At 46.5% G+C, this 13,421-nt stretch carries 6 protein-coding genes and 1 pseudogene; all 7 read right to left on the reverse strand.

Features of this window, described 5'->3' with window-relative positions; genetic code table 11:
• Nucleotides 1–4,489 (reverse strand): Eco57I restriction-modification methylase domain-containing protein (locus KO512_RS19030; protein ID WP_215953903.1); only part of this gene is annotated, 4,489 nt, incomplete at its 3' end.
• Between the two features lie 32 nt (nt 4,490–4,521).
• Nucleotides 4,522–7,434, reverse strand: a complete 2,913-nt coding sequence (locus KO512_RS19035; protein WP_215953904.1) for a DEAD/DEAH box helicase — start codon at nt 7,432–7,434, stop codon at nt 4,522–4,524.
• Nucleotides 7,435–7,811: 377 nt separating this feature from the next.
• Nucleotides 7,812–8,363 (reverse strand): hypothetical protein, encoded by a 552-nt coding sequence (locus KO512_RS19040; protein ID WP_215953905.1) that lies wholly within the window; start codon nt 8,361–8,363, stop codon nt 7,812–7,814.
• A gap of 220 nt (nt 8,364–8,583) precedes the next feature.
• A complete protein-coding gene (locus KO512_RS19045) occupies nt 8,584–8,922 on the reverse strand; it encodes a YkvA family protein (RefSeq protein WP_252735127.1) in 339 nt (112 codons plus the stop codon).
• Nucleotides 8,923–9,405: 483 nt separating this feature from the next.
• A pseudogene (locus KO512_RS19050) lies at nt 9,406–9,540 on the reverse strand (IS3 family transposase); the annotation flags it as partial.
• The gene (locus KO512_RS19055) at nt 9,531–12,359 is read right to left on the reverse strand and encodes a DEAD/DEAH box helicase (RefSeq protein ID WP_354667755.1); all 2,829 of its coding nucleotides are present in this window, start codon (nt 12,357–12,359) and stop codon (nt 9,531–9,533) included. The pseudogene KO512_RS19050 and the gene KO512_RS19055, both read right to left, overlap by 10 nt.
• A partial coding sequence (locus tag KO512_RS19060) for a hypothetical protein (protein ID WP_215953908.1) occupies nt 12,328–13,421 on the reverse strand: 1,094 nt, incomplete at its 5' end. The genes KO512_RS19060 and KO512_RS19055, both read right to left, overlap by 32 nt.

The raw sequence follows: 13,421 nt of genomic DNA on the forward strand, positions 1-13,421 counted from the left end.
TCGTCAGTTTGGCGAAGAAAGCCGGCGGCAGAGGACTATCGGGAACGGAGTCGGCGCAGGCCCACTGCTGCTGGCGGAAGCTATCCTGCCAGGTGGATTGCCAGAGGTCGGCGTAGTGACCCGAGACACATAGTAAGCCAAGAGCTCGAACCCGCGCCAAGGGAGCGTCCAGCAATGGGAAGATTGCTAATAACTGGCCATACAAGTCTGACTTGCCGGTTGATTTAAGAAAGAAGTCATACGCGACAGAGAAAGTTGCAGCCGCGAAGTTAACAAGATACTTCTCATCTCTTATGACGGTGCTCACTGTAGTATTGATGTGGCCGGCCCCCTTCGGCATCACCGTACTAATGAATGAGCGTTCAGACGATGCACCAAACATACGCCTGTTTACGAACCGATAACACTCCGTCACCAACCGCGGCTCTGACTCGCCCTCTTCCACCCAGGGCACGCGGGGGGTGCGGGCGCGGTAGGTGTCGGGGTCGCAGGCGGGGATATAGTTGGTACGGGGCAGGTAGTCGTCCGGCAGGGTTTGCTGGTCGAGGTTGTCGTAGGCCTTGTTGGTATCGCACACTGCCCGCGGGGTGTTGTAGAAGGGGTTGCCCACAAAGAAGTGGGGGCCGGAGAGTATCCACTGCTGCGGGGACTCGGGGAAGCGGGTGTCCCTTTTGATGGTGCCGTCCTTCTGGGCATTGGTTTCATGCCACATCTCTAGCGACAGATACTGCCCTTGCAGATCCCCCAGCCGCCGGGGCTGGGCGGCGAATTTTTCCAGTACCGAGATCAGCTGGCGGGCGTGCAGGGCGGGCAGGCGCGCTTCCAGGGGGTCCGTGCCGGCTTCGTCGTAGAGCCGGGCAAAGAGGGCCAGTTCATGGTGGCCAATTTCGACAATGCGATCGCGGTGACCATCAAAGTTCCATTTCACCTTTACGCGGCCATCCGGCAGTTGCAGCTCTTCCTTGATACCGGGCACTGGCCCGCTTCCATCGTGCGAAAAAGATAGGTCAATTGTGCCCGGAACAAATAGATTGGAAACATTCTTGAAGGCAGGTTCGCTAACAGGTCCATGGATATTGATGCTGAACAACGTTTGGTTATGGACCTCGGCAAACAGCTTGGTCTCATTGATAAACTGGAAGTGCCCCCGTAACCGCTGATAAACCTCCCGCCGGAACCCTCCCCCTTTTGGATCGTCGTAAATCCCTTCCGGATGCAGAAAGCCACTCACTCCCTGCTCATTCATATTGGCCCACGCAACCGGCAAAAAACACTTATACAGATTGGTCTGCATACCCTTGAGTTGCGGGTAATTCTGGGTAGCGTTCAAAAACGCCTGCGAGCCTTCAGCCTCGGCCAATTCAGTAAACCATGCTTGCTCTAGCTGTGGATTGCGAGCGAAGGCTGCTTCCCGCTCATCACTGAGTTTTTTCGCACTGAGTTTATGCAACACAAAGGCGGGGTTGTAGTCGCCCAGTACGCCGCCCTCCTGCCATTCCACCTTGCGCCAGGGCGGGTTACCGAGGGTGATATCAAAACCACCTCGCTGGGCAAAAATATCGGCAAAGGTAAGCTCCCAGTGGAAGAAACGGAAATGTTCGCCCAGTTGATTGGCGATCTGCAGGGTGGCGAAAAACGGATTTTTAAACAGCTTTTCTAAGTTCAATTCGCCACGCTGATTGTTCACCTCGCGGGCGGCCTGGGTTTCGGCGCGTAGCGTTTGCTGCGGCGCTTCGGCGGCAAATAGATCTTCTATAGGCTTGGCAAACAGATCGCTGCTGCCCTGCTCGGCTGACGCAGCGCCCCTGTTTGCTTCAGATGGCGTTGCCGCTGCCTCAAGTAAACTCTCTTGCTCAGGGGCAAAGTCAAAAGTACCCGCGCTATTCAGAATGGTATTGAGGTCGAACAACCATTTCTGGCGATCGGGCAGCTGATCCATCTTATCTAGCGGCCAAAACCAGAGCGCACACCAGTAGTCCATCGCTAACTTTAAACGTCGATAGGGGGAAGCGATGCGGGCATGGGTGTTAAAGATACCACTGATGCGTATATCATCTTTCTCGCGGGTGCTGGAATAAGACGCGTCTGCTGGCGGTTGCCCCCAAAGGCTGTGTTTATCTTCGGTGCGATTACGATCATGGGCCAACATCTGCATATGTTCACGCCATAGCCGATCGACTGCGTTACTCAGGCTTTCAAGTATCTGAATTTCACTCTCTTCAAGCGGCGCACAGAACGCTACTTTCCAGTCTTTGACCTTTTTAAACTCACCTGGCCGCAGTTGTTTGGCCGTTTTGTCCTTGTAGCCCACCATGCAGGGATCAGGCAGCAGAAAATGATAGATTTCCCCCGCCTTTCGCCCCCCTATCCCAGAGGAATCAAGCAGGGTTTCGGGTGGTAACCGTCTAGGGGCATTGTTATACCAGAGCCCCTCTTTCGCCTGTTTTTTCAAGGCACTGGCAGGGTAAACCTCGCGGCGAGCACCGATAAGGCTGTTACCACTAAACAGCTGATAGCCAAACCAAGGCACATTATGGCCGCCACTGAGGGCGTTAAGCCAGAGCGACACTTCGGCCAATTCAACAGCAATGGGGTTAAGGTCAACGCCGTAGACGTTGTGATCGGCGATATACATCTTAACCCGTTGCAGTTCGTGCTGATAATCCTCATGGGGAATACGCTGACCAAGGGCTTGCTGTTTGCGCGTGAGGTACGCTTCAGCCAGTTGATTGACAGCCTCGTTCAAGAAGGCGGCACTACCCATCGCGGGTTCACACACGGTGAGCGTCAGAATATCTTCGGCACTGACCGCCTCGGTAAGACGCTCTTTCAGGGTGTATTTCACCAAGCTTTTGGTGAGCACTTCAGGGGTGTAATAACTGGCAGATTTTTCTCGGTCACGGCCCGCCATACGGTAGATAAATTTACCTTTGGGGTGCACTCGCAGGCTGAGTTTGCCGTCGACCTTGTCATACACCCGCTCTTTGTCGTCAAACTCATCTAATTGAGATTGAGTGACAAAATAGCCGGTATCGAGTTCATCCGGATTGATGTTATGGCCTTTTGCGGCCACTTCATAGAGGTCTTCGGTGGCGAAAAAACCACGATAGCTGAGTAGCGCCTCATATACTGCCCCCAATTGGTTAATACCCAACTGAGTGTAGCTAACCCGGCCCCGGCGTTTTTTGCCTTTCGCCGGGCGAGTCAGTGACATGCTTTGAATCACCTGCTGTAGGGTTTCATTGCTAAACACCACCCGGTTGAGTAGCGGCGTTTGTGCAGGATCGAACAGATGACTATCCAACCCTCGCATGGCAAAGGTGCTGACGGCACCCGCCCGGGTGTGATCGATCTGCTGACTGCGTTCACGACCAGCGTAAATAAGCTTGAACATACGTTGCAGGCTATGATGAAAGTAGTGGCCACGACGACTCTCTTCCGTCGTTAGACGCACACTTTCAAGGTCGCGCAGACTATCGAGACTGTAGCCCTGACGCCAAGTATCATCATTGGGCAGATAGCCAAGTTCAGGCCGAGCCTCAATGTAAAACAGAAATAGAGTGCGATACATATAACGCAGACACTCACTAGAGAGCTGCTCAGGATCTAAGGCGTTTGCGCCGCTAAAGATCCCCTCCTTCCGCTCGCGAGCCTGCTCGATCAGTTGTGCTGCGGCTTCGTTACCTAGCAGTTCTATCGCTTGACGTAGCGCGTATTTAAGGTCATCCGACACGGCAAACGCATGCTTGTGGCTGTTTTCATCCAGACTGTCGAGGCGACACTGGCCTTGCTTGCCAGCTTCATCCACGGGTGCAAGGCTTTCACGGTGCAGTAGCACGGCGGTCGCTTTGAGAGTTTTATCATCACGGCGACCAAGAATTTCTTCCCAATCAAACCGTAACATACGATTTTGTGACCATTTATAACGATCGATTAAAATGCCCTGACGATCGGACAGTAATAGTACCCAACGCGGAGGATTATCTTGCTGAAAGACAGCTTCGTTAAGGATGCTGTACCAATCAGTATTTTTCAGTTTGTCATGATGTGGGCCTGCGCCAAAGAACTGATTGCTGTGCAGTGTCAGCGAGAGCGGATCTTCTCCTTCATTATCGGAATCCAGCGCACCTAGCACCCAGAGCTGATCCCCTAATGCGGACAGTACCGGCAGTTCGGTATTAGGCGCTAGTTCACGGTTTTCTGGCTGATAGGGAATGCCTAAAACGGCACAAAGCTCTTTAAAAAATGCCCGTTGCAGGTTGATCCGTTCAGCACTATTGCGTTCGGTTTTGAGCTTATGACGCAAACCAAAATAGCTCTGATTAAGGTTACGTAGCGCACGATGTGGCGGCTGCTCATCCCGGTTCTCCCACCCTTTAATAACCTCAGCAAAATCCCCCTGAAAGACTTCTGACAGATAGTGGGCGCTAAAAAATTCGTTTTCGTTGCCTAAACCTATAAAAGTGGCGACAGTATCCTGAACGGCCATCTGATTCTGCTCCTTTGCCCTACCCGGGCCTGTTAATCGTTTGCTCGGGTAAACACGGCGATGATCTGGATGAAGGGGACTGGTTCTATGTTGAGGGTGTCCCGCACCCATGTCTGATAGTCGTTAAAGACGCTGTCGATGCGGTTTAAACGCTCTTCACGGCGCGCCACTTTAAAGTGCTCTGCCTGTGCTGAACGATTCAAATTCAGATCGAGCTGACTCACCTGACGCGCTTTAAGCGCCTCTAATTGAGATAGCTGTTGATCGAGCATGGTTTGGGTTTTAACGCTGTAATCTTTTTGTTGCGAGGCCATCTGCTCGTTAGCCGCGTTAATCACGGGCTGACGTAAGGCTTCAAGCGCACCTATATCAACCGGTTGAGCGCGGTTGGGTAGCTTGTTATTCAGCTCCAGTTGTTTTAGCCAACCCTCTGCCGGCTGAACCTGAGTGACCACGCCGTTACTACAATGAATAGCAAACCACTGCCAGATAACGGGGTGAGCTTTACGGTTAGGGATCAAGCCACTCACTAGAAAAACGGATTCTTCCGGCTGCAAAGCGTATTTAACCTGATCGGTATCCGGTAATGCCAACACCGGTGCACTGTGACGAGCAACCTGTGCCAGTAATTTATCTTCTAACCATTGAACGGCTGGGTGCTGTGGCCAAAGATAATGCAGTTTAGGCCAAGCGTTCTCATCTTGCCGGCTGCGACGGATTTCATCGTCAAAACGCTGTTTATCTGCGGTCAATACGAGGCTGCCGTTATCTGGGCGAATCTCCGGCGGTAAAAAGCGGAAACGGTAATCCAGGTCATCCGGTGGTGTCAGCGTGAGGGTTTGCCGTTCTTGGTTGGCACTGAAATTGACTTGCTTGCGCTCACGATTGATCGCTTCGAGCGCCTGACGAGCAAATTCATAATCGCTCGGGAACAGACTATATCGTTCACACGTATGTTGTTCGGCCTGCTCCTCGACCTGAGGCTCAACGGTTTCTGGGTTCAGGAACAGCGCTAAAAGATCATCACCGGCGTTACTGTCATCCGGCTGATAAAGGGCATCAAAGGTGTCGGCATCGGTGCCAGACGCCATCGCGGATTCGGTCAGTTTTTCTTCTGCCGCCGCATCGTGCACTTTCATAAAGGTGGCTGGATCACCGATGTTTTTATACGCTTGCTCATCTTTCTCTTTGAGAATTTCAAGGATGCGCTGATCCCCTTTTACTGTCGGGTTATCACTCTGGTTAATCAAATACGTGATAATGGGAATCTGTTCTTGGCCATAGCGGTCAACCCGACCATTACGCTGCTGAAACACCATCAGTGACCAAGGTAGATCAAAGTGCACCAGTCGATGCGATAGGTAATGCAGGTTGATACCTTCACTGGCCACATCGGAGCATAGCAATACCCGTAGCTTACTTTCAGGTTTGCCAAAGTCCTCTACGATCGATTGCTGCTCGATATCGGACATGCCACCGTGGAGAATGCGGACGGCGTCATCTTTCAGCGTTAGATCATCCATCATCTGGCTACGCAACCAATGAAGCGTTTCGATTCGCTCACTGAAGAGTACCAAGCGGTCTTCAGTATTGTTTTTCTTCCAACCGTAATCACTGCTTTTTAACAGCTTGAGCAGTTGCTGATATTTATTGAAATGGATTGCATCGACATTACGCAGCGCCAGCAATAATGACTGCAACGCTTGAACTTCTTGCTGCTCATCATCGCTGACAACATGCTTGCTGGCGGTAAGCGTGGTTAGTTTTTTAATTCGTTGTTCGATTGACACTTGCGCCGCAGCTGGCGAACTGAAAATAGATTTTTGCAAGCCAATACGTACCAACTGGCCATTCAGCTCTGCGCTATGCTCACCGCGATAAGTAAAAGGCACATCCAACAGCGCTTGGTAGGCCGCTTCCTCCTCTGGGGAAGCATTGAGATAGATATCATTGACCACACGCTCTTTAAAATCCTGTTGCACTTGATCACGAATATCTTTCTTAAAGCGGCGAATCACCAAACCTTTATCACGAAAATCTTCTTTAGCGTAATCGTCTGGATCGGATATAGCGGTTGGGTCGAGCATATTCATCAAGCTCGCAAAAGACCGCGCCTTACCATCATGCGGTGTCGCCGACAGCATAATCAGGCTATCTGAGCGACCAGCTAACAGTTGCGCCAACTTAGCACGCTGAGAGCCGCTGCTACGCTCAGCCACGTTGTGGGCTTCATCGATAACGATAATATCCCAGTAGGCTTGTTCTAGGTGGCGGCGGTATTCATTATCCTGCTTGAGAGTATCGATGGAGATAATCGACTTATCATAGTAGTAAAACGGATTATGGTTGCCCGGAATATTATTACGTACGCGCTGTAAACCCGCAGAGTCGAGCCGAGTTAGCGGTATGGTAAAACGGTTCCACATCTCTTTTTGGAACTGAGTCATCATGCTTTTAAGCGTCAGCACCAAAATTCGCTTACCCTTACCTCGGCGCATCAACTCAGTCATCAAGATACCGGCTTCTAGGGTTTTACCCAGACCAACGGCATCAGCAATGAGAATACGCTGACGGTTTTGTTGCAATGCTTGTAGGGCTGGATCAAGTTGATAAGGAACGGGGTCCATCGCGGCTTTATGACCAAGGTGGATTTTGTTATCCGCTGGGGTGATTTGACGCAGCTGTGTCTCGATAAACAGACGGCTTTTTTCAAACCCCGGTGTTAAATCCTGTTCAAAGCAGGTTTCTGCTGGGTCCAACACTCGAATGGTTTTGTCGGCTTCTTCAAGCTGCGTAAGAAAACGGGCACTCTTGCCACTAACCAGCTCGGATAACCCGTCAACCGTAAGAATATAACCGCCATCATCGCTTAGATCTGCTCGACGGACAATCCATTCACAATCACGAATGACTACCCTTGCCCCTGGTGCGTACACGCTTTGCATCCCTGTGTCCTACAGTTTGCGCGACATGTAGTTGGATATTGAGCTTAAAGCATCGACATCCATTGTCGCTATTTGAAGTCTAAAATATTACTCGGGGATGAATAATCCTTCAGTTTGATCGAAAAGGGAAGTGGAATCCCCAAAATGAGAGCTCTTATTTAGCTTTGTTCGTAACCTTTATAACACTAAACAAGCTTCATTCTTTTCTCTCGCATCGCCTATAGCAACGAAGAATTCTGATTTTTATAGCTGAAGAAATATTGAATTCAATTTTGATGTGCTTGCTATAGCTATCATCGCCGCTAGGTTCTCCCTATCGCACCTAGGCATAACTTTCCTTTTAACTTTGACCTTTATATATGAATAATAACACTGACTTAATGCCCCCATTGATGGACCTCATGACGACAAGCAAACCACAAGCCGCTCTCGAGGCTGCGACGCATCGTTGCTATCTGTCCATGCTGAGCAGAAAACAACTGTACTGTGCGCACCGACCTACCTTCGTTTTTAGCGTACTCGCACAGAACCCGATACCACCCCTGTAAGTCTTGCATCACGATAGTCGAGAAATGACCATCACAGGAAGAAATAGTTGGTTGCGCTGTCGGCTTAGTATCAGCAACAAAGGTGATACCGAGGTTAAGCGGATTAGTGCCACCATAACAGGGTGTTGGGAACTGACAATAACTCTCAGGCCAACGCCGAGTTTCAACGTTCGCCAGCCATGTTTGACTGGGCGACACATGTTCTATTTTTTCACTCAATCGACTGTAGCGCCGATGTGGCCAGATGCCTTGAGCTGGCTCGTCGCTTTCATACAACCAACGCGCCAACAGTTCAAGCTGTCCTCGGTTATTCCAGATACGCAGAAACATCGCCAACAACAGATCATCAGGTAAGCTGTCCCCTTTCCTAGAAAAGTTCAAATCATACTGTATATCACATAAAAAATGCCTATAAAACGCATCTATGCGAATACTAAGCAGGTGCACCAAAACATTTAGAGTTACTCACTGAACTGCTATCAAGACCATGCTATAGTGAGCACCGGCTAAAAAATGGAGAATTACCGGCTTAAATGACTAGCACTAGCTGTTTGATAGCCAGACAGACAAAGGCAGCAAATGCTGCCTTATTATGTTTTGTTTAGCTAAACCACTGCTTTAACGTTTCTTTTGCTTTTTCTGAATGTTCTTTTTTTATGTAAGCAGCTATAGCTGCTGTTGCTGCGACTAAAACACCTAGATCATCTGAATAACCAACAATAGGGGTTATATCTGGAATTGCATCTATTGGTGATACAAAATACCCTAGAGCACCGTAAACTGTAGTTTTAGCCCACTTTGGTGTATCAGAGTCTTGAGCCGAATAATAGAGTTTAAGTGCAGGTTCTAAAACAGCCTCTCCTGCGGCTTTGGCAAAATTCTTAGTTTTATCCCAAAAACTATCTTCGCTAAATTCTTTTTCAAATTGATTTTCTGACATATTTGATATATCCATTTGTGATTAAAAACATAATCGTTAAATATACGACAACAGTTTTGGAAAAATGCGACAGCGTGTCATATAACACTCTTAAGTGACATTTTAACTTTATCGCTTAACCTGCTGAATCAGCGTCTGAATTTTTTGGAATCGTGAATTATGAGTTTGAAGAAAGACGACAGTGTGTCGTATATCGGCAGAAATGCGACAAAAAACTTAATAAGAATCATTTTTATTCATTATCCCTAAATCGATTGGTACTGAATCCTTAGTAACTCCATACTACACAGATTTATTGCTCATGAAATACTGTTTATAAATACAGTACAAGAATGTACATTATGAGTTCCCCTTTCATCGTTCGATTACGTCACCACATTCGTGCTCGCAATGACAGTAAACGTACAGCACAAACCTAAGCTCACTGGATCTTAGACTTTATCCAGTTTAGTGGGCGAAATCATCCTGACACATTAGATCAACAATCTTGCATCTCGAAAGCAGCTGTCTGAACTTTCTACTCGTGTAATGACTACCCTGATCGGAGTAGAACATCACTTCTTGAGGCTTCCCTTGAGATTCATAAACCATCAATAACTCCTTCGCTACTAATCGCGATTTAACCAAGCAGATGCTATTGGCTGATAGCTATCAGGATGAAGCCACTTATTACTGACGTCATGCAATCTAATATTGGCTGCGTCATCAACTGCCTTGAACCATTGCTCGTTCGATTTTCGATCCTTAGCCGTTCCACTTGTAATCGCTTTTTCTTTTAGCCATTCAGAGAGTTCACTTGGGTTACAGGTTACCCTACCGTCACTTTCTATATGCCAAACAGCATACTCTTGGCGTTGTCGAACACCATTTTCGTTTTGCCATCTTAGATAACCAGATACTAGAGCATAACCTGATAAATCCTGTGCAGCTGCAACAGCAGACTGCCCCATAAATTCATATGACTTAGCCAATTCAATCATATGAAGCATTAGGAAGTTATCCATATCTAACATGTTTGTATTTGGCCGATGTGCAGCAGTTAATCGATCGCTTGTTACTTCCCAACGAGTTTTCCTAACACCAAGCTTTTCTGATAGCTCTTCGGGTAGTCTGATTTGCCACACCATCCCTTTATGTGTTTTTTCAACAACTTCGATTGCTAAGAGCTCAAACATACCTAAAATAAATGATTCGAGGTGCTCAGAAGTAATACCAAGCTCTTCTCTCGCTTCATTAGGATCAAAGCTAGCAGCATACTCAAATAGCTCTCTTTGTTTTGAGGCTGCTTCTTTGGCCTTCTCCATCGCCTCGTCAATTCGCTCTTGAGTCCTTTCAATGCCAATAACAGTTGACTCTTCTAATATCTTTTGGACATCCACCATTTCTGCTATTTCACCCAAAATATCATCCTGTAGCGTATCGTTGAACTCGTTCCCTACCGTAGCTAAATCAGAAACTACCTGGTCAATTCGTTCGTACATCATATCCATGATTTGCTCATCAGCTGTTTCTGGCGAATGAATATTAAAGACAACAACTTTTTTCTTTTGACCGTATCGATAGAGTCGACCAATTCGCTGAACAATTCTCATTGGATTCCAAGGAAGGTCATAATTAACCATGACATGGCAATTTTGCTGAAGGTTAATACCTTCACCACCTGCCTCAGTTGAAATCATGAATTGCCCATCATTTTCGAATCTATCTATGGATTCACGGCGCTCTTGATGTCTCATTGAGCCGTTTATTAACTCTACCTTTGACTCACCATAGCGTTTTTCAAGGGCTGTTTTGATATAGCTTTGTGTAGAGCGATATTCAGTAAATATCAGCACTTTCTCTTCAGAATGCTGAGCTAAAATATTACTAATTAATTCATCTAGAAAAAGCTGTATTTTTTTATCACTTTCTAAATGTCTTTCACTTCTAACGATTAAGCGATCCAGTAATTCAAGCTCACCTTCAAAAAACTCTTGGCGTTGTGAATCGTACTTCTCTTCATACTCACCATAATAACGTTCATCTGCTGTATCAAGATCAGTAATTCCATTTACATATTCGCCATGAAGCCGATCTCTCCTTCTCAACAATGCTGTATGAATGGCTTGTGCACTGGATGCTGCGAGCTTGCGATAAACTGTCATCACAAAGCCTATCGCGTTTCCTTTGAATCCAAGCGCTGATCCAGCAGCGTAGCCTTGCTTAAGATAGTCTTGTAGAGCCTGATCAAACTCTTTGGCATCGTCACCCAAAGGAACTCTTAAAGCTTTTGTCGATTTCCCATGAAATATGAAGTTTCCATCGATATCCGTTACGTCAGCCTTATTATTTCGAAACATCATGTCAGAGAGAATCTCTGGATTTAAGGCAAGAGTATCGATGTCATTCTTTCTGTCGGGATGTAAAAGCGTTAGCAGGCTTTGAAATTTATCCTGCATTCCTTGATGAGGTGTGGCGGATAAAAGGATAAATGCTTGAGTCTTCTGCCTCAGCGCTTGTGCAAGCTGGAAGCGCTGCGACGCGTCATATTTCATTCCATATTGGCGACGACTAAGCCTATGAGCTTCGTCGAAAATAACTAAATCCCATGGTTCAGCTTGCAAAAGAATCTCAAGATGTTTTTCGTCTTTAAACCGATCAATGGAACCAATCACATCATCATGTTTTTTCCATTCACGGGCATAATCAATAGAAAAATTTTCTCCATAAATTTCAAATTCACTTAGAGCAAATTTGTGATGCAGCTCCTCTTTCCACTGAGCAGTAAGACCTGCGGGAGTGATAAGTAGAATTCTCCTAGCTTGTCCTCGCTGCCTGAGCGCTTTAATGAGCATCCCTGTTTCAATAGTCTTACCAAGACCAACATCATCAGCAATCAACCAGTTAAGGCTTCCTGATGCGAGTATATGATGCACAAGGTTCGTTTGATGAGGTAATGGGTCGATATCCATCCTGGAAAGAGAGCCCGTGTTTTCATTCCAGGTTTCGATCGCATGCGCTAATACTTTTAACCTGAACCTCTCAGCGCTGTTATGATCACCGCAATCACCCAAAATAAATCGATGCTTAGGCCCTTTGATCCAAGACAAGGTTTCATAAGGTAACCACTTTGTAGACCCTGAAGCTGTGAATTCAACTAGCACTTGATCATTAAAACCAAGCGTTCGTGTTTTAAGTACAACTCCCTCACCCAGCGATTGAGCTCCTGTTCTGCTAGGTACATGTCGAACATCCATACCAACCTTGAAGCCTGAAGATAGCTCTTCAATTAAAACAATACGTTCAATGCTGTCTTTAAAACGTACTTTTGCACTGATGCCATCTGCACCTTCCATTGTACCTAGTACAACACCGCCATTGTTGTTATAGCTAACCCAACAGTTCTGAGTAGGGAGTAAACGTTCCTTAGTCTTCATTATCGTCCTCATCAAATTCATCAATTTCCTGGACTTTAACTATTCGTTTTATTTTTCTTTCAGGTACAAGCAACTTCCCTTCTTCTTGATCGAAGGGTATATCAGAAGTGTAATAACTTTTAGTTGTAAAGTTATTGTGCAAATTGATGCCGTACTCAGAAAGAGCATGATACATATCAGATCCTTCTAGCTCTAAATCATCACTATCCAGTGTTTCTTCATCAATTGGATCAAAGAAAAACGATGAATCACTTGCTGGAAGCATTGATGGAGCATCACTAAAACGGTAGTAAATAAGATAATTTATAAATGCAGGGTATTTTCTGCGAAGTATCTTTTTTGAATACCAATACTCAAACTCAACTTCTAGCATTTCATGAATTTCTTCAATGCAAGGGTACCCGTTGTAAGTCCTGATAATTCTAAGAGCCTGCTTCCAACTAAAGTGTCTATAGGAAGCAGTTGTGTGCTCGTAAAATCGATTAATAGCTCCAAAGTAAATCCAATATCGATCACACTCCTTCCAGATGAGCTTAAGCTCTCTAGCAAGGGTAATTTCTTCAACCGAAGCACCTAACTCTATCTCTCTTATCAGGGTGGTTTTCGTTGCAGACCAACCATTATCAATAAATATATCTGTGATCAGACCAAGCTCTGATTTTGACCAACCGACAGTGTCAATGACCTGGGCAGCCATCTGACGAGCTCTCTGAGAGCGTGTAATGGTATTTCCAGGGCCATCTTCTACAGAAGGCTTATCATCTGTCCAGAAATCATAAAAATCTTCTTGCTCTGTACTTTCAGATGAAGCGACATCATCAGGAAAGTCTAAGTCGTCATTTGAGATGTTTTCGGATATTGGTTCTTCAATAACGAGAGGTGAATCGAAAATACCATCTTCTTCAGATGGCTCATCATCTGCCCATAAATCATAAAGGTATTCTTGCTCTTCATCGTCAAGTGTAGCGAGATCATCAAAGAAGCCTAAGTCATCATTTGGGATTTTTTCAGGCCTTGATTCTTCAATACCAATAGGTAAATCGAAGGTACTATCAAAATCATCTACTTGCTCTTGCTCTTGCT

Origin of the sequence: Amphritea atlantica (assembly GCF_018860855.1) — a bacterium.
GTDB lineage: Bacteria > Pseudomonadota > Gammaproteobacteria > Pseudomonadales > Balneatricaceae > Amphritea > Amphritea atlantica_A.

Coding starts and splice junctions, on each gene's coding strand:
- KO512_RS19035 (WP_215953904.1), bottom strand. CDS start 7,434: ATGCAAAGCGTGTACGCACCAGGGGCAAGGGTAGTCATTCGTGATTGT.
- KO512_RS19045 (WP_252735127.1), bottom strand. CDS start 8,922: ATGTCAGAAAATCAATTTGAAAAAGAATTTAGCGAAGATAGTTTTTGG.
- KO512_RS19055 (WP_354667755.1), bottom strand. CDS start 12,359: ATGAATTTGATGAGGACGATAATGAAGACTAAGGAACGTTTACTCCCT.